General features: G+C 69.8%; 18 protein-coding genes. 11 read left to right on the forward strand and 7 right to left on the reverse strand.

The window, feature by feature from the left end:
* Positions 1-46: 46 nt before the first annotated feature.
* Positions 47-751 carry an NADPH-dependent F420 reductase gene (locus K340_RS0111280; protein ID WP_029136785.1) on the reverse strand — a complete coding sequence of 235 codons (705 nt, stop codon included), beginning with the start codon at positions 749-751 and terminating at the stop codon, positions 47-49.
* A gap of 196 nt (positions 752-947) precedes the next feature.
* On the opposite strand from K340_RS0111280, the gene K340_RS0111285 reads away from it, so the two are divergent.
* Complete coding sequence (locus K340_RS0111285) at positions 948-2,435, forward strand: SulP family inorganic anion transporter (protein WP_154674198.1); 1,488 nt, start codon at positions 948-950, stop codon at positions 2,433-2,435.
* A gap of 45 nt (positions 2,436-2,480) precedes the next feature.
* Here the strand turns inward: K340_RS0111285 and K340_RS0111290 are convergent, their stop codons facing one another.
* Entirely contained in the window at positions 2,481-3,359 is an 879-nt protein-coding gene (locus K340_RS0111290; protein WP_029136787.1) for a sugar phosphate isomerase/epimerase family protein, read from the reverse strand.
* A gap of 156 nt (positions 3,360-3,515) precedes the next feature.
* Here K340_RS0111290 and K340_RS0111295 point away from each other — a divergent pair, with 156 nt between their 5' ends.
* Together K340_RS0111295 and K340_RS0111300 are read left to right on the forward strand one after the other, a co-directional pair.
* The gene (locus tag K340_RS0111295; RefSeq protein WP_029136788.1) at positions 3,516-4,559 is read left to right on the forward strand and encodes a LacI family DNA-binding transcriptional regulator; all 1,044 of its coding nucleotides are present in this window, start codon (positions 3,516-3,518) and stop codon (positions 4,557-4,559) included.
* A 77-nt stretch (positions 4,560-4,636) separates the two neighbouring features.
* Positions 4,637-5,308: an SIMPL domain-containing protein gene (locus K340_RS0111300; protein ID WP_029136789.1), complete on the forward strand. Its 672-nt coding sequence runs from the start codon at positions 4,637-4,639 to the stop codon at positions 5,306-5,308.
* Positions 5,309-5,354: 46 nt separating this feature from the next.
* On the opposite strand, the gene K340_RS0111305 is transcribed toward K340_RS0111300, so the two are convergent.
* Positions 5,355-6,113 carry a PP2C family protein-serine/threonine phosphatase gene (locus tag K340_RS0111305; protein WP_029136790.1) on the reverse strand — a complete coding sequence of 253 codons (759 nt, stop codon included), beginning with the start codon at positions 6,111-6,113 and terminating at the stop codon, positions 5,355-5,357.
* A gap of 177 nt (positions 6,114-6,290) precedes the next feature.
* On the opposite strand from K340_RS0111305, the gene K340_RS0111310 reads away from it, so the two are divergent.
* A complete protein-coding gene (locus K340_RS0111310) occupies positions 6,291-7,142 on the forward strand; it encodes an aldo/keto reductase (RefSeq protein ID WP_029136791.1) in 852 nt (283 codons plus the stop codon).
* A gap of 63 nt (positions 7,143-7,205) precedes the next feature.
* On the opposite strand, the gene K340_RS0111315 is transcribed toward K340_RS0111310, so the two are convergent.
* Entirely contained in the window at positions 7,206-8,045 is an 840-nt protein-coding gene (locus tag K340_RS0111315) for an ArsR/SmtB family transcription factor (protein ID WP_084614276.1), read from the reverse strand.
* Positions 8,046-8,110: 65 nt separating this feature from the next.
* On the opposite strand from K340_RS0111315, the gene K340_RS29320 reads away from it, so the two are divergent.
* The 7 genes from K340_RS29320 (at position 8,111) to K340_RS0111350 (ending at position 17,641) form a co-directional block, all read left to right on the forward strand.
* Positions 8,111-9,550, forward strand: coding sequence for an MFS transporter (locus tag K340_RS29320; RefSeq protein WP_154674200.1), 1,440 nt, complete (start codon positions 8,111-8,113; stop codon positions 9,548-9,550).
* A complete protein-coding gene (locus K340_RS0111325; RefSeq protein ID WP_029136793.1) occupies positions 9,547-10,707 on the forward strand; it encodes a pyridoxal phosphate-dependent aminotransferase in 1,161 nt (386 codons plus the stop codon). The genes K340_RS29320 and K340_RS0111325 overlap by 4 nt, the downstream gene beginning before the upstream one ends.
* A 90-nt stretch (positions 10,708-10,797) precedes the next feature.
* Positions 10,798-12,222, forward strand: coding sequence for a serine hydrolase domain-containing protein (locus tag K340_RS29325; RefSeq protein WP_051265869.1), 1,425 nt, complete (start codon positions 10,798-10,800; stop codon positions 12,220-12,222).
* Positions 12,223-12,401: 179 nt separating this feature from the next.
* A complete protein-coding gene (locus K340_RS29330) occupies positions 12,402-13,856 on the forward strand; it encodes a serine hydrolase domain-containing protein (protein WP_051265872.1) in 1,455 nt (484 codons plus the stop codon).
* A 100-nt stretch (positions 13,857-13,956) separates the two neighbouring features.
* Positions 13,957-14,877, forward strand: a complete 921-nt coding sequence (locus tag K340_RS29335) for a GNAT family N-acetyltransferase (protein ID WP_051265875.1) — start codon at positions 13,957-13,959, stop codon at positions 14,875-14,877.
* Positions 14,874-15,989: an o-succinylbenzoate synthase gene (menC, locus tag K340_RS0111345; protein ID WP_029136794.1), complete on the forward strand. Its 1,116-nt coding sequence runs from the start codon at positions 14,874-14,876 to the stop codon at positions 15,987-15,989. The genes K340_RS29335 and menC overlap by 4 nt, the downstream gene beginning before the upstream one ends.
* A 71-nt stretch (positions 15,990-16,060) precedes the next feature.
* Entirely contained in the window at positions 16,061-17,641 is a 1,581-nt protein-coding gene (locus tag K340_RS0111350) for a PucR family transcriptional regulator (protein WP_029136795.1), read from the forward strand.
* Positions 17,642-17,712: 71 nt separating this feature from the next.
* Here K340_RS0111350 and K340_RS0111355 read toward each other — a convergent pair whose 3' ends face one another.
* From K340_RS0111355 to K340_RS0111365, 3 genes are read right to left on the reverse strand one after another with little or no spacing between them, the layout of a single operon-like run.
* Positions 17,713-19,305, reverse strand: a complete 1,593-nt coding sequence (locus tag K340_RS0111355) for a serine hydrolase domain-containing protein (RefSeq protein WP_029136796.1) — start codon at positions 19,303-19,305, stop codon at positions 17,713-17,715.
* A 54-nt stretch (positions 19,306-19,359) separates the two neighbouring features.
* The gene (locus K340_RS0111360) at positions 19,360-20,964 is read right to left on the reverse strand and encodes an N-acyl-D-amino-acid deacylase family protein (RefSeq protein ID WP_029136797.1); all 1,605 of its coding nucleotides are present in this window, start codon (positions 20,962-20,964) and stop codon (positions 19,360-19,362) included.
* Positions 20,965-20,972: 8 nt separating this feature from the next.
* The gene (locus K340_RS0111365) at positions 20,973-21,899 is read right to left on the reverse strand and encodes a serine hydrolase (RefSeq protein WP_211229387.1); all 927 of its coding nucleotides are present in this window, start codon (positions 21,897-21,899) and stop codon (positions 20,973-20,975) included.
* Positions 21,900-22,001: the final 102 nt, after the last annotated feature.

Genomic DNA, 22,001 nt, shown 5'->3' on the forward strand with positions numbered 1-22,001 from the left:
GCCACCGGGAGCGCAGGTGCCGCAGGCAGCGCGGATCCTGCTCGGTCTACCCGCCGAACGCGTCCAGCGCCCGCTGCAGCTCGACGGCCGGCGTCGGCGAGGCCGGAGGCATGACCCCGCGGGCCGGGTCGGTCTCCTGCGCCGGTGCCTGCGGGTCGTTGTACGGAGTGCCGTACGCGGGGGTGCCCGGCTGGTAGCGCCGGCCCTGCGCGAGCGGACCGGCATCGACGCTGTCGTAGCCGAGGCTGTCCAGGAAGGTGCTGACCTGCTGCTTGGCGGCGGCGTCGTCACCGGCGACGGCCAGGGCGCTGCGCTCTGGTGAGCCGGCCGGCCGGGCCAGCTCGCCCAGGTGGACGAAGTTGATGTTGTTGAACGCCTTGACCACGTGCGAGCCGGGCAGGTGCCGCTGCAGCAGTTCGCTGGAGGTCGTCGAATCGTCATCCAGCTCGGCGATGTTGCCGTCGCGCTGGGAGTAGTAGTTGTTGGTGTCGATCACCACTTTCCCGACCAACGGCTCCACCGGGACACTGGGGTAGGCCTTCAACGGGATGGTCACCACCACGATGTCGCCGGCGGCCGCCGCCTCTTCGGGGGTCCCGGCCCGGGCCGACGGCCCGAGCTCGGATACCAGCGCCGCCAGCGTCTCGGGGCCGCGCGAGTTGCTCAGCACCACCTGATGCCCGGCCGCCACCGCCAGCCGTGCCACCGTGCCGCCGATATTGCCGCTTCCGATCAATCCGATTGTCGTCATACCCGGAACCAGCGTTGCCGACCGCAACCGATATTCCCCGGGTGACCGGCCACCGCCAGAGCTCCAGCGTGACCGGGGCGGGGATCCGGAGCGCACATTGCTGGGACACTAGCTCTGCCGGCGCGTACTCGGACGCCGGATCCCGTGACTTTCCCGACGGTGGGCCGGGCCCTGCCGTGCACAGATCGGATCTTCGTTGGCTGGCGCACTGACCCGGCGATTCACCGTTTCTCGTCCTGCCTGGTTGGCCCCGAGGATCCTGCGGACGGAGGTGCTGGCCGGGCTGGTGGTCGCGTTGGCGCTGATCCCCGAGGCGATCTCGTTCTCCATCATCGCGGGCGTCGATCCGCGGGTGGGGCTGTTCGCCTCGTTCACCATGGCCGTGTCGATCTCGATCCTTGGTGGCCGGCCGGCGATGATCTCCGCCGCCACCGGCGCGGTTGCCCTGGTGATCGCCCCGCTGGTGCACCAGTACGGCCTGCAGTACCTGATCGCGACCGTCATCCTGGCCGGCGTCGTGCAGATCGTCCTTGGTCTGCTCGGGGTCGCGAAGTTGATGCGGTTCGTGCCGCGCAGCGTGATGGTCGGCTTCGTGAACGCGCTGGCCATCCTGATCTTCCTCGCCCAGTTGCCGCAGCTGCAGCACGTTCCCTTGATGGTCTATCCGATGGTCGCCGTCGGCCTGGCCATCATCTACGGACTACCGCGGCTGACGAAAGTCGTTCCGTCACCGCTGATCTCCATCATCGTGCTGACCGGGCTGACGATGATCCTCCGACTGCAGGTTCCCACCGTCGCCGACCAAGGTGAACTGCCGGACAGCCTCCCGACTCTCGGTCTGCCGGACGTGCCGTTCGACATCGCCACCCTCAAGATCATCGCCCCGTACGCGATCGGGATGGCACTGGTCGGTCTGCTGGAATCGATGATGACCGCGAAGCTGGTGGACGACATCACCGACACCCACTCGAACAAGACCCGCGAGGCCTGGGGCCAGGGCGGCGCGAACATCGTCACGGGGCTGTTCGGTGGGATGGGGGGCTGCGCGATGATCGGCCAGACGATGATCAACGTCCGGTCCGGTGCCCGCACCCGGCTGTCCACGTTCCTGGCCGGCACCTTCCTGCTGATCCTGGTCGTCGTGCTCGGCGACACCGTCGGCAAGATCCCGATGGCCGCGCTGGTCGGCGTCATGGTGTTCGTGTCGATCTCCACCTTCGACTGGCACTCGGTCGCGCCGAAGACACTCCGCCGGATGCCCAGGAGCGAGACCGCCGTCATGGTGCTCACCGTGGTGGTCACCGTCGTCACCCACAACCTGTCGTACGGCGTCATCGCCGGAGTGCTGTTGGCGCTCACCCTGTTCGCCCGCCGCGTCGCGCACCTGGTGAACCTGACCAGCACCCTGTCCGCCGACGGCACCACCCGCATCTACGTCGTCACCGGAGAACTGTTCTTCGCCTCCTCCAACGATCTCTACGCCCAGTTCGACTACAACGACCCGGCCGAGCACGTGATCGTCGATCTGACCGGGGCGCATCTGTGGGACGCCTCGAGCACCGCCACCCTCGACGCCGTGACCAACAAATTCCACCGGCACGGCCGGACTGTCGAGATCATCGGCCTCGACGAACACAGCTCCGCCCGCCACGAACGGCTGTCCGGGCACCTCGGCGGGCACTGAGTCCCGCGCAGCGAACGTGGTTCCAGGAACGGGAATCGGGGCCGTTCAGTGCAGTTCGATGGTCCGCACGGCGGCGATGTGGTCCCGGATGAAGCGGTTCGCGTGGGCGCCGAGATCGTCGGAGTCGGTCCACAGATTCCGCCAGATCCCCAGCGTGTTACTCAGGGTCGCCGAGACCACCGCCGAGGAGAACGACTCGAAGACGATCGGACCGGTGTAGCCGATCCGGTCCAAGGCCCGGAACGCGCTGTCGAAATCGACGGACCCGGTGCCCAGGTAACCGCGGTGGCTCTCGCCGATGTGCACGTAGCCGAGGCGCTCCCCGGTGTCCAGGAACGGCTGGAACAGGTCCGACTCCTCGATATTCATGTGATAGGTGTCCAGATGGACCGACACCGAGGGATGGTCGACTCCGGTGAGGAACCGCAGCGCGTCCCGGCCGGTGTTGAGCAGATTGGACTCGTAACGGTTCACCACCTCGAGGGAGAGTCGGACGCCCAGTGCCTGCGCCTGATCGGCGAGACGGTGGATGGCCTCGATGCTGTTCGCCCGGCCCCGATCCGACATCGGCGCAAGGTGCTTGCGCATCGAGCCGTAGAGCACGCCGCACAGCACGGTGCCGCCCATTTCCGCGGTCCGTTCCAGCGCCGTCCGCAACAGCTTCGCGCCGGCGGCGACCACCTCCGGGTCGTCGCTGCTGACGTCGGCATGCTCCGGCAGGCCGAGGCTGGCCGTCGCGCTCAGCCCGGCGTCCTGCAGGGCCCGACGGGCGACCGTGCTGTCGAACGATTCCGGCTCCATCAACGGAAATTCGATCAGGTCGAACCCGGCGGCCTTGGTCCGATCGATCGAGGAGGTGATGCCGGCGGCGTCGAAATCGCCCGTCCAGACGAGCGCATGGCAGCCGATCGGTGATCCGGTCACTCTGTCACGGTCCCTTCATTGAAACGTTACAACTGCAGCTGACCAGTGACGTTAGACTGCGGGCTGCAACGTGTCAACGATCCGGGTCGGCGCCCGGTGAGTGGCCGCAGCCCGGGCTACATTGACCCCGGGTGCACCGGCGAATCGGGAGGTCTGATGGTCAAGCGGCCGGCCGGCCCGAGCGCCGGACTCAAGGACGTCGCCGCGCTGGCCGGGGTATCGGCATCGACGGTCTCGAACTACCTCAACCGACCGGAAGTGGTGAACGAGCACACCAGGTCGAAGATCGACCGGGCGGTGCAGCAACTCGGCTTCGTCCGCAACGAGAGCGCCCGGCAGCTGCGCGCCGGATCCAGCCGCACCTTCGCGGTCGTCCTGCTGGACGCATGGATCCCGTTCTACGGCGAACTGGCCCGCGGGGTGGAGGACATCGGGAGCGCCGGCGGCTGGACGGTGCTGTTCAGCAACAGTGCCCGAGACCCCGAACGCGAGCTCCGCAACCTGGACACCTTTGCCGCCCAACGGGTTGGCGGCATTCTGGTGGTGCCGGCTCAGGACCTGCGCGACCGACTCCGCAACCTGCAGCGGCAGGGCATCAGCTGCGTCACTGTTGAGCAGCCGGCCAACGCCGACGACATCTCCTCCGTCGAGATCGACGACCTCGCCGGCGGTCGGGCTGCCGCCGAGCATCTGCTGGGGTGCCGTCGCCGGGACGTCGTGCTGGTCGGCAACCCGGAGCGGGTCAGCCATGTCAAGGACCGGTTCGACGGCTTCAGCCGCACCGCCGACGCGGCCGGAGCGAGGCGCCGCCTCCTGGAAACCTGGGGACTCACCATGCGGGACGGCGCCGACGCCGCCCGAAGCATCATCGAGATGACCGCGGCCGACCGGCCCGATGCGGTGTTCGCCGCCAACGACCTGATCGCAGTGGGACTACTGCACGAACTGCGCGCTGCGGGCATCGACGTCCCCGGCGACATCGCCGTCATCGGCTACGACGGCTCGGAATTCGCCGCCAACGCGACCGTGCCGCTGTCCACCGTCGCCCAGCCCGCGTACGAGATGGGCGTCGCCGCCGCGGAAATCCTGCTGGCCTGCATGGCGGGCCGGGAAGAGCCCGGGCAGAGCCACCGGAGCTTCCGGCCGGTGGTCACCGCCCGTGAATCGACCCTCGGTCGACAGGCCGGCGGCACGCCCTGACGGCGCCGCGGCGGCGGCGGCCGGAGATCCCCGGGATCGATCGGGCGAACGGTCCGGCCCGACGGCACACTGGTGTCATGACGAACAAGCATCAGCACCGGCAGGGCGTCACCGTCATCGGCGCCGGGTCGGCCGCCGCGACGGTCGACGAGGTCACGATCAATTTGGGCGTCGAGATCCTGCGACCGGACGCCGGTGAGGCGTTCCGGACCGCCGCGGCCACCGTCAGCAGCCTGCTGTCGGTGCTGGCCGACAACGGCGTCGACGCCCGTTCGGTGCGGACCGCCGACCTGAACCTGGGTCCGCGCACCGACTATCGCGAAGGCCATGAGGTGCTGCTGGGCTATGCGGCCTCGCAGCGGATGATCGTGCACCTGGAGGCGCTGGGGAACGTCGAGCGGATCCTGTCCGAGGTGGCCGCCAGGGGCGGCGCCGGCGTGCGGATCGACAGTGTCGTGCTGTCGGCCGGCAATCCGGAGCAGGCCTACCGGGTCGCACGGGATGCCGCGTTCGCGGCTGCCGCCGAGAAGGCGCAACAGTACGCAGGACTGGCCGGCCGCACCCTCGGTGCGGTGCAAGAGATCAGCGAAAACCCGATGCAACACGCGGTCCCGATGGCAGCGGGCCTGATGCGGTCCATTCAGAGTGCCGATTCGATGGCGGTGTCCACCGGCGACACCGAGGTGACGGCGACGGTGCAGGTGCGGTGGGGCTTCGCCGACGGAGCCGACAAACCGCGTCCGGTCTGAGCGGGGCGACCATCCGTGCTCGACGAAGGTCCGTGCTCGGCGAAAGTCAGTGGCCGGCGCCGATATCGGCGATGATCACCGTGACGTTGTCCGGGGCGCCGGCGGCCAGGCTCAGCTCGATCAGCCGGTCCGCCGCCGGTTCGGCATCGGTGCCGAGCAGGGCCTCGCGAATCTCGTCCGCCTCGACATAGTCCGACAGGCCGTCGCTGCACAGCAGGTAACGGTCGCCGATCCGCGGTGCGAAGGTACTGAACGACGGTGAGACGGTGGATCCGTTCAACGCCTTGAGGATGACGTTGCGGCGTGGGTGATGTGCCGCCTCGTCCGGTGCCAGCAGGCCCTGGTCCACCAGGTGCTGGACGAACGAGTCGTCCTTGGTGACCTGCTGCAGTTCCGGCTGCTGGTCCGAATGCAGGGTGCCGCCCGGCGCTCCGCCCTGCAGGTAGTAGGCCCGGGAGTCGCCGATCTGGGCGAACACGATCCGCCGGCCGGACCACATCATCACGGTGGCAGTGGTCCCCATCCCCTCCAGTTCGGGGTCGGCCTCCACCTGTTCCAGCAGTGAGTTGGTGCTGCGTTGCACGGCGTCGGTCAGGATGGCGTACAGATCATCGTCCGGGGATGCGGTCTCCACGCCGGCGAACACCTCGACGACGGTGCGCGATGCGACCTCGCCGGCGACGCTGCCGCCGACACCGTCGGCGACCAGCAGCAGCCCGCGGCCGATGTGGAACGAGTCCTCGTTGTTCGGCTTCTGCAGGCCGACATGCGTCCGCCCGACGGCGGCTACCGCGTAGTCCCGCACGGGTTCGTCCTTTGCGTCGGGGTCAAACTGAGTCGGCGCCGGACCATCACGTCGCAACGGCGCTGCCCGGTCTCGCCGGGGAAGCTTAGCGAATGGCCCGCCGTAGGTGCGGCCCCGGCGGGGTCCGGGTGGTTCGCCGAATTCCGAGCGGCGGGCGGAATCTGATAGACCGGTGCGATGACCGACACCACCGCATCCCGATCTGCAGTACCCACCATCGAGCTCAACGACGGCACCACCATCCCGCAGCTCGGCTTCGGCGTCTTCAAGGTCGACCCGGCACAGACCGAGAAGATCGTCAGCTCCGCGCTTGAGGCCGGTTACCGGCATATCGACACGGCTGCCATCTACGGCAACGAAGAAGGCGTCGGCCGGGCCATCGCCGCCTCCGGGATCCCGCGGGACGAGCTGTTCATCACCACCAAGTTGTGGAACACCGAGCACGGCACCGAATCGGCGTTCGCTGCGATCGACGCCAGCCTCGGCAAACTCGGTCTGGACCGCGTCGATCTGTACCTGATCCACTGGCCGTCGCCGGCCCAGGACCGCTACATCGAGACCTGGAAGGCGCTCGAGCAGATCCAGCAGCAGGGCAAGGCCCGCTCGATCGGCGTCTCCAACTTCCTGCTGCCGCAGCTGACCCGGCTGCTCGCCGAGACGGACGTGGTCCCGGCCGTCGACCAGATCGAGCTGCACCCGGCCCTGCAGAGCACCGAGCTGACGACCTTCGCCAGGAGCAAGGGCGTTCAGATCGAGGCGTGGGGTCCGCTCGGCCAGGGCAAGTACGACCTGTTCGAGGTTCCCGAGGTGACCGGCCCGGCGCAGGCGCACGGCAAGACGCCCGCCCAGGTGGTGATCCGCTGGCATCTGCAGAGCGGCAACATCGTCTTCCCGAAGTCGAACAATCCGGCCCGGATCGCCGAGAACTTCGCGGTGACGGACTTCGAGCTGACGGATGCCGAGATGGCCGGCATCACCGGACTCGAGCGCGGCCACCGGGTTTCCGCTCACCCGGACGAGGTGAACTGACCGACGCGGATTCAGTCAGACTGCGACCGGTTGGTCATTTCGGGTCGAAAGTCGGCCCTCAGCTCAATCTGGCCGCACGCCGGTTGAATCCGCCAGCGACTGTAGGCCGGCGTCGGTCACCGTCAGCTCCCGCGGCTGTGACCCTCGTTGTACCCAGCCGCGTCGGACGAAGGCGTCCAGCACGGCGGCGCCGAGAGCGCCGGCCAGGTGGTGTTGTTGTTCCGTCCAGTCCATGCAGAACCGCAGCGGCGGCCGGCTGCCGGACTCCTGCAGCACCCGGTCAAGGTCGACGCCCCAGTCCGCCAGCCCGGCGCCGGCCGCTCCGCCGAGCCGGTACGGGATCTCGGCGACCGGTGCGGAGTACCGGTCGCCGGGCGCGGCGCAGACGCCCGTCAGCCCGTCGGTGCGGACCAGTACGCCCCGATCCACCAGGGTCGCGGTGACGGCGACCCCGAACCTTCCGGCCAGATGGTCGTAACAGCTGCGGGCGGCGCGCAGCCGGGCCGCCCTGGTGCTTGCCCGCAATGAGGTGATCGGTCGGGGTTTCGACAGTGCGGTCAGCGCTTCGAGTGCTTGGGCGACCCGGGGCCCGGCCAGTCGGTAGAAACGGAACCGACCGCTGCGGGTCACCGTCACCAGGCCGGCATCCAGCAGTCGCGTCAGGTGTCCGCTGACGGTGGCGGCCGACACGCCGGCCTCACTCGCCAACCGGCTGGCCGGCAGTGCCCGTCCGTCGGTCAGGGCGGACAGCATCCGGGCGCGGGAGGCGTCGGCGAACATCGCGGCCACCTTCGACACGTCGGGGTCGCCGCCGCCGCCCGCCGACCTGGCGCGGCCGGTGATCACCTCGATCGGCGCTGCCGGTGGATCGGGCGCTGGGGTCGGTGCGGGTGCTGCGGCCATGCGAACCAGTGTGCCCCGACGATGCTTCGGCGGCCGGCGAAGTATCTGGCGTCCACACTCGGCGGGTGCAAGAACCCACCACCCAGGTGGCCCGGTCGCCGTTGCCGGCCGCGACCACCTCGCCTGCGCCGATCGGCATCGCGCTGCCGCTGCTGTTGACCCTGTGCTCCGGAATGTTCCTGGTGCTGCTGGACGTCTCCGTGGTGAATGTGGCGCTGCCATCGATCGGCCGGTCACTGGGTGCCGGGCCGGCGGCCCTGTCGTGGGTGGTGGATGCCTACACGGTGAGCATCGCGGGCTTGCTGCTGCTGGCCGGCGGCCTGGCCGATCGGGCAAACCCGTTGCGGGTGTTCGGCTTCGGCCTGCTGCTGTTCGCGGCCGGATCGACGATCTGCGCGGTCGCGCCGGGTATCGCGACCTTGCTGGCCGGGCGCGCGGTCCAGGGCGCGGGCGGTGCCGCACTGCTGCCCGCCAGCCTGGCAGCGATCACCAGGCTGGTGCCGGGTCCGGCCGCCCGCGCCCGGACTCTCGGTGTGTGGTCCGGGATTTCGGCGCTGGCGCTTCCGGCCGGGCCGTTGCTCGGCGGACTGATCGTCGCCGGGATCGGTTGGCGATGGATCTTCGCGATCAACCTGCCGGTGGTCGCGGCGGCACTGCTCGGCAGCTGGTTCGGCCGGCACGCGACGTCACGCCCGGTCCGCACCGCTGCGCCGCGACCGGATCTGGCCGGGGCGGTCACCGGCGGCGGATGCCTGGCGCTGCTGGTCTCCGGCGTCATCCGCATCGGTCACTCCGGATGGGGCAGCATGGCGGCGCTGCTGCTGATCGGATCGGCCCTGCTGTTGCTGGCGTTTCTGGCTGTCGAACGGCGGGTGGCCCAACCACTGCTGCCGATCGCGGTGTTCCGGGTACGGCCGTTCACCGGTGCCGTCCTCGGGTCGCTGAGCATGAACCTGGTCTGCAACGGGGTGCTGTTCGTGACGACCCTCGCCCTGCAGGTGGTCCACGGCCTGGACCCGTTGCAGGCCGGTCTGACGATGCTGCCCCTGCTGGTGCCGTTGGTGGCGCTGCCACCGCTGGCGGGCCGTCGGATTGCCCGGAACGGCCCGCTGGGCACGTTGGTCGTCAGCTTTGCCCTGGCGGCGCCGAGTGTGGGGTGTCTGTCGCTGTTGGGGACGGACTCCGTCTGGGCCTGGTGGGTCCCGCTGTTCGGTATCGGCCTCGCGCTCGGCGGGTTGACGCCGGCGCTGGTCACGATGACGGTTGCGGCGGTGCCGGGGCGCGCCGGACTGGCCGGCGGGGTGAACAATGCGGCCCGGCAGACCGGCACCGCGCTGGGGGTCGCGCTCTTCGGTGCCATCGCTGGAGACCCCTTGCGCGGCAGTGAGTTTCTCGACCGCTTGATCTGGTGCGCGGCGGTCGGTGCCGCACTGTTCACGCTCGCGCTGGTGATGTCGGCCCGGGCCCTGGTGGTCCGTCGCGGTGGCCTATCGTTGCCGGAATGACGGTGTCGCGACTGCAACACATCCCCGGGATCGGGGTCAATCAGCTCGGCGATCGGGCCGATGCCGAGCACGATCCGGACATGCTCCGGCTGGAGAATCTGGACACCGACCTGCCACCACCGGCGGTGGCGCTGGCGGCGACCCGCCGGGCGGTTGACGACGATGCGGCGAACAGCTATCTGCCGTTCGAGGGGCTGCTCTCGTTGAGAACTGCTGCTGCGGAACACGTTTCACGAATCTCGGGCGTCGGCTACGACCCGGTGACGGAGTGCGTGAGTGTTGCCGGCGGGTTGAACGGTGTGCTGAACGCGCTGCTGGCGACGGTCGAACCGGGCCAGCAGGTGGTGATCTCCGATCCGATCTACGCGGGGTTGATCAACCGAATCCGGTTGGTCGGCGGCGTCCCGCGCCATGTCGCTGCCCGACCGACCGACACCGGCTGGCAGACCGACCCGGACGAACTGGCGGCCGCCATCGGACCCGACACCGCCGCCGTGCTGCTGATGGGACCGGCGATGCCGACTGGTGCGCTGCTCACCGCCGCGCATCTGGCAGCGATCGCCGGACCGGTCAACGAACATGGCGCCTGGGTGATCTACGACGCCGCGATGGAGCGCATCCGGTTCGACGGATCGCCGCCGGTGCACCCGGCGGCGCACCCCGGCCTGGCCGGGCGGACGATCACGGTCGGGTCGGCGTCCAAGGAGTTGCGGATGATCGGCTGGCGGGTCGGCTGGGTGGTCGGACCGGCGCCGATCATGACGGACATCGCGCTGGTCGGGATGGCCAACGTGGTGTGCCAGGTGGGCATCGCGCAGGACGCGGTGGCCGCCGCGCTGACCGCCCCGGATGCCGACGCCGACATCACCTCCGCCACCGAGACCTGGCGCCGCCGCGCCGATCTCATCGTCGACCAGCTCGCCGACTACCCGCTGATCCGACCGGACGGCGGTTGGTCACTGCTGATCGACACCACCGAACTCGGAATGACCCCGGCGCAGGCCTCGGATCGGCTGTTCGACCTCGGGCGGGTCGCCGCCACCCCGATGGGCGGCTGGGGACCCAGCGGCGACCGCTACCTCCGGCTCGTCTTCGCCAACGAGCCGGTGGAGCGGCTGACGGATCTGCGGGATCGTTTCGTGCGCGCTCTCGGCTGACCGCGCTCGTCGCGGACGCACATCGCCACCGGGGAGAATCGTGCTGACGGACCATGTTCTGCGACGCGTCGGCGGATAGCGTCACCGACCATGGCCCCGACTCCGCAGAACCCGCCCGCTGTTGCTACCACCGACGCTGACCTGCAGGCGGACCTGCAGGAATTCCTGGGCGCGGCCGCCGCTGATCTGGGCGTTCCGGGTGCCGCCGTCGGTATCACCTACCGCGGCGTCGACACGGTCGCGGTGACCGGCGTGACCAGCCTGGCAGATCCGTTGCCGATCGATGCCGACACGTTGTTCATGATCGGTTCGACCTCCAAGACATACACCGCGACGCTGGCCATGTCGCTCGTCCAGCAGGGACTGCTGGACCTGGACCGACCGGTGCACGAGTACCTGCCGGACGTGCTGGCCTGCCCGCCGGAACTGCGCGAGCAGCGGGCCGCCGTCCGGGTGTGCGACCTGTTCACGCACACCGCGGGATGGGTGGGCGACGTGTACTTCGACGCCGGGCCAGGCGACGACGCGCTGGCCAGGGCCGTGCACGAGCAGCTGCCGACGGTGCCGCAGCACACCGCTCCTGGCAACAGGGCCTCCTACAACAATCTGTCGATGGTCGTCGCCGCTCGGCTGGTGGAAGTGCTGGCAGGCGGTAGCTATGAAGCCCTGCTCCGCAGTCGCGTGTTGGAGCCGATCGGGTTGACCAACACCTTCCTGTTCCCGGCCGAGGTAGCCAACCGGCGCCACGCGGTGGGGCACCGGGAGGTGGCCGGGCGGCAGGTTCCGATGCCGGACTGGCCGCTGCCGCGCTGCTTCACCCCCACCGGCGGCGTGCTGTCCAGCGTGCGCGACCAGTTGGCGTACGCGAGGTTCCAGCTGACCGGCCGGGGCGCCGGCGACCCGCCGATCGACGACACGACCCGGGAAATGATGCGGCGCCCACGGAGCACGATGAATCCTGCACAGCAGGTCGGCATCAACTGGCTGCTGCGGGAACGCGCCGGCCTGCAGCTGGTCGCGCACGGCGGAAACGTTTCCTACCTACAACTGTCGGCGTTCGCGATGGTGCCGGAGGCGGAGTTTGCGGTGAGCACGCTGACCAATGCACGTCCCGGTGAGAAGCTCGGCGGCAGAGTATTGGATTGGGCGCTGCAGCGGGTGCTCGGCGCACAGGCGACACCACTGCCGACCGTGCCGCCCCCGGGCGATCTGGCTGAGCTGGTGGGCGACTACGGCACCGGCGACGCGTTCGTCGCGGTCCGCGAAGGTGCCGGTGCGCTGACCGTCCAGACCCGCTATCCGGCCGAACCATCGCTGGACGGCCCCGTGCTCCCGGCGCACTTCATCGGCCCTGACCTGTTGGCCACGAACGAGGATCCAGCAGAGCCGGGCGGGGTGTTCCTGCGCGACGCCGATGGGCGCGTGGATGCGCTGCGCTGGAGCCTGCGGCTGGGTAACCGGCTGCCGACCGACTCGGCCTCGCCCGACAGCACAGCAGGGCCGGGTGACCGGTAGGCCCGGGCGACCGGTAGGCCTGGCGACCGGCGCCGAACCGGCCGTGGCACGGTGGGTCTGGCGATCCGTGGGGGCGAAGTCGATCCCGCCGGGCGATGTCGGACTGCCCCAAGTCCGTGCGCCGCTTTGGTGGTCGTCGACCATGAGTGGGCGGCCGGACCGGATTAGCGTGCTGAACCATGCAGACATCTACCTTGACCGCGGACTCGTCGGCGGATCGATCGGCGGAACTCTCGGCACGACTCGCCGACCGGCTGGACGAGTTCGACCTGCCCGGCGCCGCGTTCGCGTTCGCCCGGGGCGACGAGTTGGTGCAGGGCGCGGCAGGAGTGCTCAGCCGGACCACCGGTCTGGCGGCCACGCCGGACAGCTGGTTCCAGATCGGCTCGATCACCAAACTGTTCACGGGCACCATGGTGATGCAGTTGGTCGACGATGGCCTGGTGGACCTGGACCAGCCGGTGCGGGGCTATCTGCCGGACTTCGACGCCGGTGACGAGGCTGCTTCATCCTCGATCACCGTGCGGCAGCTGCTGACCCACACCAGTGGCCTGCAGGGGGACTACTTCGCCGACTTCGGCCGGGGCAGCGATGCGGTGCGTCGCTACGTTCACTCGCTGGCCGACGTCGGGATGCTGCACGAACCCGGTTCGCGTTTCTCGTACTGCAATAGCGGGTTCAGTGTGCTCGGCCTTCTGCTGGAGACCCTGCGCGGCAACGACTTCGACAGCATTCTGACCGAGCGACTGCTGCGACCGCTCGGCATCGCCGGCGGCACGCTGGCCGAGCAGGCGATGCTGCACCGCGCCGCGGTCGGCCATGTCGACGGCCCGGACGGCAGCCCCGTGGTGCCAGCGGGAGCCTGGGCCATCCCGTATTCCGCCGGGCCGGCCGGGGCCACCCCATTCATGTCCCCGGCCGGCCTGGTCTCCTTCGTTCGGATGCACCTGGCAGGTGGGTTGGCCACCGACGGCACCCGGGTGCTGTCCGAGGAGTCGGTCGCCGCCATGCAGCGCATGCAGGTGGCCCTGCCCGATCGATGGCCGGTGCGCGGTATCGGCATGCCGTGGGCGCTGTATCCCTGGGGCGATTCGACCGTTCTCGGCCACGATGGCGGCACGTTGGGCCAGTACTCCTTCCTACGGGTGCATCCGGACACCGGGGCGATCGCCGTGCTGCTGACCAACGGCCCCGGCGGGGCTGCGGTGTTCCGCCGGTTCGGCCAACCGCTGTTCGCCGAACTGACCGGCCTGACCGAGCCGGAGCCGCTGGTGCCACCGGAGAATCCGCCCGCCGTCGACGTGCGCCCGCTGGTCGGCCGGTACGCGCACCACGGCGTCACCATCGATCTCGGCGTCGGGGGCGAGTCGCCGGCCATGGACGACCGGGCCGCAGCCACGGTGACCACCGTGCCGGAACCCAACCAGGCACTGGGTGAGGGTGGAGAGTCCCAGGTCCGTTCCCTGGTGCCGCTGTATCAGGACGGATCGGCCTTGGCACTGATCAGTGCCGAACCCGAGCACGGTTCGTACCTGCCGGTGTTGGCCGACCTGTCCGCCGCAGGACTGACACCGGACGGGCATCCTCGCCATCTGTTGCTCGGCAGCCGCGTGTTCGCCAGGACCAGCGGATGAACACTTCCGCGCTGCCGTCGTCGCGCGGAACCAAACTCTCGCGGCAGGATCGGCTGTCGCAACGATGTGACGACGTCCGGATCACGGCACGCTGAACCTTGTGAGTAGCAGCGTGGCCGAGGGCGTCGACCCGGGCCGGCCCCCGCGCCAGGACCCGGCGCGCGACGCCGGGGCCGCCGGCGCCGAAGCGGCCGGCGCTACCGAACGCACCGGTGCCGCGGTGCGGGCCGGGATGCTGGTCGCCGAGGTCGGAGCGCGCAACGGGGTGCGAGCGACCGCGCTCATCGACCCTGCCGAGCACCGCGCGGCATCGGCCGTGCTGCAACGGATCTGGGGTCATCCGGACGGCGCGCCGCTGCCGCCGGAGATGCTGCGGGCATTCGCCTACACCGGGAACTACGTCGGCGCCGTGCTGGACGGGAACCGGATCGTCGGGGTCTCCACTGCATTCCGAACGGACCACGGTGTACTGCACTCGCACATCGCCGGTGTGCTGGCCGAGTACCGTGGCCGGTCGATCGGCTACCTGCTCAAGCTGCACCAGCGGGCCTGGGCGCTGGAACACGGGATCGGTTCCATCGCCTGGACGTTCGACCCGCTGATCCGGCGCAACGCGCACTTCAACCTGGTCAAACTCGGAGCCGCAGCCACCGACTACCTCTGCGACTTCTACGGAGAGATGACGGACCAGATCAACGTCGGTGAGCGCAGCGACCGGCTGTTGGTGGAATGGGATCTCCTCGGACCCGTACCCGGCCGGCCGATCGCGCCGGAGCCGGACGCTGTCAGGGTGCTGGACCTGGACGAGCACGGCGGACCGGTCCGCCGACCCGGTTCCGACACCGATCGGCTGCTGCAGGTTCCGCTCGACATGGAGGCGTTGCGTCGCAAGGACCCTGCGCTGGGCGGACGCTGGCGGATGGCGTTGCGGGCGACGTTCACCGAGGCGTTCGACGACGGCCACCGGATCGTCGGAATGGATGACAACAATGCCTACATCACCCGGAAGGAGCGACCGTGAAACTCACTGCCGCCGAATTGTTGCAGGTGCGAATGCCATTGGTGGCCCCGTTCGAGACGTCGTTCGGCGTGCAGAACGAGCGGGATCTGCTGCTGGTGCGGGTCGAGCTCGACGGCCAGTCCGGATGGGGTGAGTGCGTCACCCTGCCCGACCCGGTGTACTCGCCCGAGTTCAACGAAGCGGCGGCCGTGACGATCCGGCAATTCCTGCTGCCGTCACTCGCCGCCGCTGACACCCTCACCGCTGCCCGGGTCGGCACGATCCTGGCGAAGTTCAAGGGTCACCGGATGGCGAAGGCTGCGCTGGAACTGGCCGTGCTGGACGCCGAGCTGCGCGTCGCCGGGATGTCGATGGCCGCCTACCTCGGCGCGGTCCGCGACCGCGTCCCGTCCGGGGTCAGCGTCGGCATCCAGCCATCGATCCCGGCGCTGCTGGATACCGTGCAGGGCTACCTCGATGCCGGCTACCTACGCGTCAAGCTGAAGATCAAGCCGGGCTGGGACATCGAGCCGGTGCGCGCGGTGCGTGAACGCTTCGGCGACATCCTGCTGCAGGTGGACGCGAACACCGCCTACACCCTGGCCGACGCCCGGCACCTGGCCCGGCTGGACGAGTTCGGCCTGTTGCTGATCGAGCAGCCGCTGGAGGACGAGGACCTGACCCAGCACGCCGACCTGGCCAGGTCGCTGGCCACTCCGGTGTGCCTGGATGAATCGATCACCTCGGCCAAGGTCGCGGCGGATGCCATCCGCCTCGGCGCCACTTCGGTGGTGAACATCAAGGCCGGTCGGGTCGGTGGCTACCTGGAGGCGCGGCGGGTGCACGACGTCTGCGCCGCGAACGGGGTTCCGGTGTGGTGCGGCGGAATGCTGGAGACCGGGATCGGCCGGGCCGCCAATATGGCGTTGGCCGCGCTGCCCGGGTTCGCGTTGCCCGGCGATACCTCCGCGTCCGACCGGTTCTACACCCATGACATCATCACCGATCCGTTCGTACTGGACGACGGCCACATCGCCGTGCCGGCCGGCCCGGGCCTCGGCGTCGAGGTGGATGCCGAGGCGTTGGCGGCGGTGACGGTCAGCCGGGAAATGGTGCTGTCCCACCAAGTTTGATCCCTCCGCCGGTCGACCCCCCACGAATGCTGGTCGGCCGCGCAGGAACGCGATGTGATTGGCTGCGATAGGTGACTGCCTCCTCGCTCGCCACCCTGAAGTCGGTGCTGACCGCAGTGGGACAACCGGTGCTGCAGGCGCTGTGCCTGCCACAGGGTCCTGACCTGCCCGCCGGCGAGCCGGCGCTGCTGGACCCGGCGGACGGGGTCTGCGCCCCGCCGGGATCGTTGCTGCTCGCGGTTGGCTGCCGGCCCGGCGCGGCCGATGCCGCGGCCGCCATCGGCCAGGCGGCCCGAACCGGGCTGTCCGCCGTCGTGGTCAAGTGCTACGGCGACGATCTGACGCCGGCCCTGGCGGCGGCCGAATCCGCGGGCATCGCACTGTTGGTGGTGGATGACTCGGTGCCGTGGACACATCTGCACCTGCTGCTGTCGGCCGCCGTCTCCGGAGATCGTTGGGCCGGGCACGAGCCGTTGTCGGCGGTGTTGTCCGGCGACCTGTTCGCCCTGGCGAATGCGGTGGCAGCGTTGGTCGGCGGGGCGATCGCGATCGAGGATCCACACCAGCACGTGCTGGCCTATTCCAACGTGCCGGGCCAGGTGATCGACGACGTCCGGCAGACGGGAATCCTGGGGCGCCGGGTGCCGGCCGAGTTCCGCTTGGCCGATGTGTACGAGCAGGTGCGGCGCAGCGAGACGGTGCTGCGGGTGGTCCTGGACGGGATCCGGCCCAGGCTGGCGACGGCGATCCGGGCCGGTGACGAACCGATCGGATCGATCTGGGCGATCGAGGGGGACGGCGGATTCGCACCGGACGCGGCACGGGCGCTCGCCGACGCCGCCCGGCTCGCCTCGCTGCACATCCTGCGGTTACGCACCACCGCGGACGTGGAACGGACGGCAAGGGCGCAGGGGCTGCGAGCGCTGCTGCTCGGGCGCCCGGGACCGGTGGTGGATGCGCTGCCAACCGTTGACCGCCTCGACGTAACGGTGGTGGCGTTCCAGCTTGCCGACGGGGAGGCCGACCCCGACGGCACTCTGCTCACCCGCACCGCCGATCTGGTGACAGTCTTCTGCGAGAGCGTGCACCGCACAGCGGCCTGCCTGACACTGGGCCAGACCATCTACGCCCTGCTGCCGACCAGCCCCGGCGCCGACCGGACGGTGCTGCCCGCGCTCGTTGAACGGGTGATCAGCAGAGCCGTCGAGTCGCTGCGGGTCACCATGCGGGCCGGCATCGGCGGCACGGTGGCCGATCTGGCGGCCGTGGCGCAGTCTCGTGAGGAGGCCGACCGCGTGTTACAGGTGCTCGCCGAGCGCGCCGACGGACCGGCCGTCGCGACCATCGCCGACGTGCGCAGCCGTACCGTGCTGCGGCAGCTCCAGGAGGTCATCTCCGGAGACCCGCGTCTCACCCTTGAGGTGCTCGACCGGATCGCCGCGTACGACGCGAGCAAGGGGACCGGCTACCTGGACACCCTGCGTGCCTATCTGGACAGTTTCGGCGACGTGCCGGCCGCCTCGCTGCGGATCTTCCTGCACCAGAACACCTTCCGGCATCGCATGCGACGGATGACGGAGATCTTCGGGCTCAATCTGGACGATCCGGATGAGCGACTGGTGTTGTGGTTGCTGCTGCGCACGTCGTGCTGACGGACGCGCTTGGCCACCCTGCGGCGGTCCGCCGGTCGGCGTTGCCGTCCGCGCAGCGCCGGTGCCGTTGCCTACCCGCCGTTCGCGTCGGCCGGGGCCGGCCATTCGATCTGCGAATTGGGCAGCGACGACAGCGAGGCGGGCCCCGCGCCCCGACGGCGAACGGAGATGTCGGTCGGTCGCGCGCTGCGCGGTGTTGCGTAGGGCGATGCCGTCACCTCGAACTCCTGGATCTGCGGCGGCGCGGCTGGGGTCAGATGGATCATGCAGACCAGTTCGCCGCGCTGCCCGGGGATGGCCCAGGTGACGTCCGCGGGGGTGGCCGCGGACAGCAGGTCGGGGGTCGCGTCCGGCGCCGGGTTCGGTTCCAGCAGCGGTCCGACCTCGCCGATCATCCGATCGATCTCGGTGCGGCGCTGATCCAGCGGCCGGTCGAAGGCGATGTTCTCGGCGAAGATCCGCGCGGCCAGCTCGTCGTCCCACCGGCGGATCAGCGACTCGGCCAGTCCCTGCAGATCTCGGGTGGCCGGCCACAGCCGGATGGTGCGGGCCGGTGCGCGGTGCCGGTCAAGGACCCGGAACAGCGCCTCCTCGGACAGCGCCACCGGATTGCCGCGGTGGCTGTTGGTCAGCACCACGATCCCGTGCCCGGAGCCCGGGTGCCAGATCATGTTGAGGATGAACCCGGGCAGACCGCCGCTGTGCGAGATGACTGTGCCCCGGTGCAGATCCTCGGTGACCAGCAGCCCCAAGCCGTAGCCGCCGATGCTGACCTTGACGGCGCCGTCGGCGCGGGTCACGACTGACGGCAGGGTCAACTGGTGAAGCCGCTGCAGCTCCCGCCGCGAGGCACGGCCGACCGGATCCGGACCCGTTCCGGTTGGCGGCCGGAACGACGAGGCCAGCCAACTCACCCAGGTGGCCAGGTCCCGCACCGTGCTCTGGATGCCGCCGGCTGCGGCGTAGGCATCCGAGCGGGCCGGTGGGAAGCCTTGCCACTGGCCGGACTCGTCCAGCGAGTATCCGGTGGCCAGCAGGCCCGGATCGGCGGGCGCCTGGTTGTCGAACCAGCTGCGGCTCATACCCAGTGGGGCCAGTAGCTCCTCGCTGACCCAGTCCTCGATGCGCCGGCCCACCGCCCGGCCGACGGCCAGGCCGGCGAGGGTGTAGCCGAGGTTGGAGTACTCGAACACGGTCCCCGGCAGCGTGCTGTAGTACAGGCCGCGCGACACGGTGGCCAGTAGATCGTCCACCGGGGTGTCGATGAAGGGGTCGACCCAGGAGTTGTCCTCCGTCAGCCCGCCCGACATGGACAGCAGCATCCGCAGGGTCGGTGGGTCGCACGGGTCGTCGAAGGTGCCACCGGCAGAGAACTCGTCGAAGAAGTCGGTGATCGGCGCGTCCAGGTTCACCAGACCCCGGTCCCTGGCCAGCAAGGCACCGCAGGCGACGAAGCTCTTGGTCATCGACGCAATGGGGAACACCGTGTCCGCATCCGGTGGATGGCCGGCGTCGTCCGCGACGCCGAACCCCCGGCTGTGCACCAGGCCGTCCGGGCCGACCAGCCCGTAGACCAGACCCCGTGCGTTGTCGGCCGCGGTGTACTGGCCGAACAGTGCGTCGAGTTCATCGGGCAGCGCCGTGAGCAGGGACTCGTTGGACATTGTTGATCAGCCTTTCCCGAAATGCTCCGCCGGGCAGAGCGCCCGGCGGGGGTCTCACCGCGCTCGCAGCACCCGGCCGGCATACCGGCCGGTGGGTTGCCCCTTTGCCACCGAGTGCACTCCGCCGACCAGCACGTGGTCGACGCCGACCGGTGGCAGCAACGGGTCGGAGTAGGTGGCCCGGTCGGCGACGCTGACGGGGTCGAACACCACCAGGTCGGCCACCGAACCGACCGTCACCGTCCCGCGGCCGCCGGGGATCCGGTATCTCTGCGCGGGCATGGCCGTCATCCGGTGCACCCGGTCGGCCAGTCCGGCCCATGCGTCCGTGCCCGCGGGGGCGCGCAGCGCTTTGGTGAAGGTGCCGGCCAGCCGCGGGTGCGGCCTGCCGGGCAGCGGCACCCCGTCCGAGCCGAGCATCGCCCCGTCCCAGTGGCGGATCGCCTGCACGTCGTCGTCGGACATCATGTGCAGCACCACGACGGTGTGTCCGCGGTCGGCCGCCACGATGTCGCAGATCACGTCGACCGGCGAACGTCCTGCCCCGGCGGCGATCTCGGCCACCGAGCGGCTCTCAAGACTGGTGTCCGACGGCGATCCGGCGATCACCAGGTTCTCCCAGCCGGCGGGACCGGCCAGGTTCTGCCAGCCGGGCAGGCCAGCAACGAAGTCCGTGTCGATGCGCGCCCGCACGGCCGGCTCCGCGATCCGCTCGAGCATCGCCGCCAGCCCGCCGGCGTTCACCCACGGCGGGAGCAACGAGTGCAGCCCGGTACTGCCGGCGGTATACGGGTAGACATCGACCGTCACGTCCTGGCCGCCGGTGCGAGCGGCGTCCAGCATGGCCAGCGTCTGGCTGCTGCGGCCCCAGTTGGGCCGGCCAGCGAGCTTGTGGTGTGAGATCTGGATGCCCGCCCCCGACAGCCGGCCGACCTGTAGCGCCTCCCGGATCGAGGCGTCGACCCGGTCGGCCTCGTCACGCATGTGTGAGACGTATGGGGCATCGAAACGTGCTGCCACACCGGCGATCCGGGCGATCTCGTCGGCGTGGGCGTACACCCCGGGTGGGTATATCAGGCCGGTGGAGAGTCCGAACGCGCCCTGGTCGAACGCCTCCTCGGCCAGCCGCAGCATCAGTGCCAGTTCGTCATCGGTCGGTGCCCGGTCGTCGAAACCCATGGCAGCACCGCGCAGCATGCCGTGCCCCAACAACGGCGCCTGGTTGGTCGGCAGATCCGCGCCGGCCAGGTGCTCGGCGTAGCTGTCCAACGAGTCGAAGCCGCCCAGCCCCACCTGGAATCCGGCAAGGGTGTAGTCGTCGACCGCCGATCGGTGCAGCGGGGTACTGGGGAACGGACTCTCGCCGCAATTGCCGCACACCTCCGTCGTCACCCCCTGCCGCAGCGGCGCCAGGGTGACATCGCGCCACCGATCCGGCAGGAACATGGCCAGATCGCTGTGTGCGTGCGCGTCGATGAATCCGGGCGCGATCGCCCGACCGGTAGCGTCCAGTTCGACGACGGCTGGGGTTTCGGTCAACGACCCTGGTGGGGCGATGACGGAGACGAGCCCGCCGGCGACGGCGATGTCGACGGGCCGCGGCGGCCCGCCGGTGCCGTCCACCAGCACTCCGCCCCGCAGCACCGCATCGGCGTCCATGCCCCGACCTAGGCGTTCGCGAGTCGGTCGACCAGGGCGGCGGCGACGGTGCCGATCAGGGCGTCGACCGCGGGCTGACGATATCCAAAGGCGTGACTGCGGGTGAAGACGGCGACCGCGTACCGGTGGCCGTCAGGGAATTCGACGACCCCGATCTCGTTGCGCACAATGCCGATGGTGCCGGTCTTGCCGGAGATCTTGACATCGTCGCGGGGGAATCCGGAGGACAGCCGGTGCGGCCAGATCTGCAGGCCGAGAATGCGTCTGGCCTCGGCGCAGGCGGCCGGGCCGGCGGCCTGATCGGTCCACAGCAACTGCAGAAGCCGAGCCGACTCCCGCGGAGTGGACCGGTTGGTCCGCTCCGGGGTGCACACCGACATGGTGGCGATCCGGCCCGGGTCGGCGACCATCAGCTGCTCGACCCGCTCCGGGTCGGTGGTGCCGAAGTCGTCGGACATGCTGGCGAAAAGGGCGGCGCAGTCGCCGATCAGCGCGGTCGACGGCAGTCCGAGCGATCGCATGGTGGCGTTGACCCGGTCGACGCCGACCATGCCGGTGACGATATCGGTGGCGCCGTTGTCGCTGACGGTGATCATCGAGGTCGCCACGTCCCGCAGTGACCATTCTGTGTCGTCGGAGAACACGCTCAGCCCCGTCGGACCGATCGTGGCGCTGCCGGCCCGGATCGTCACCCGGGCGTTGGGGTCCAGCTCGCCGCTGCTGACCTGCCGGACGTACTCCGTCAGCACCGGCACCTTGAACACCGACGCGGTGACCACCGGGTGGTCCGAGTTGATGCCGACCTCAGCGCCGGAGTCGATGTCGAGCGCGTGCGCAAATACATCGGCGCCCGCTCGTGCCGCCGCGGTGAGTGGCGCGGCTGTCCATCCGGACTCGGGGCTGGAGGTCGATGCATCGACTTCGGCATAGGTCACGGCCTGAGTCTGGTCGGATCCTTGGTCCGGCCGCATCGTTCGGTGCCACCAGTACCGGCGTCCGTCGTAGTTGTCGCCGACGATGCCCCGGCAGTCGGGTCG

It is taken from the genome of Nakamurella lactea DSM 19367, assembly GCF_000426645.1.
Classification (GTDB): domain Bacteria; phylum Actinomycetota; class Actinomycetes; order Mycobacteriales; family Nakamurellaceae; genus Nakamurella; species Nakamurella lactea.

Coding starts and splice junctions, on each gene's coding strand:
- K340_RS0111325 (WP_029136793.1), top strand. CDS start 9,547: ATGACGGTGTCGCGACTGCAACACATCCCCGGGATCGGGGTCAATCAG.
- K340_RS29330 (WP_051265872.1), top strand. CDS start 12,402: ATGCAGACATCTACCTTGACCGCGGACTCGTCGGCGGATCGATCGGCG.
- K340_RS0111310 (WP_029136791.1), top strand. CDS start 6,291: ATGACCGACACCACCGCATCCCGATCTGCAGTACCCACCATCGAGCTC.
- K340_RS0111300 (WP_029136789.1), top strand. CDS start 4,637: ATGACGAACAAGCATCAGCACCGGCAGGGCGTCACCGTCATCGGCGCC.
- K340_RS0111280 (WP_029136785.1), bottom strand. CDS start 751: ATGACGACAATCGGATTGATCGGAAGCGGCAATATCGGCGGCACGGTG.
- K340_RS0111295 (WP_029136788.1), top strand. CDS start 3,516: ATGGTCAAGCGGCCGGCCGGCCCGAGCGCCGGACTCAAGGACGTCGCC.
- K340_RS0111360 (WP_029136797.1), bottom strand. CDS start 20,964: ATGGACGCCGATGCGGTGCTGCGGGGCGGAGTGCTGGTGGACGGCACC.
- K340_RS0111315 (WP_084614276.1), bottom strand. CDS start 8,045: ATGGCCGCAGCACCCGCACCGACCCCAGCGCCCGATCCACCGGCAGCG.
- K340_RS29325 (WP_051265869.1), top strand. CDS start 10,798: ATGGCCCCGACTCCGCAGAACCCGCCCGCTGTTGCTACCACCGACGCT.
- K340_RS0111355 (WP_029136796.1), bottom strand. CDS start 19,305: ATGTCCAACGAGTCCCTGCTCACGGCGCTGCCCGATGAACTCGACGCA.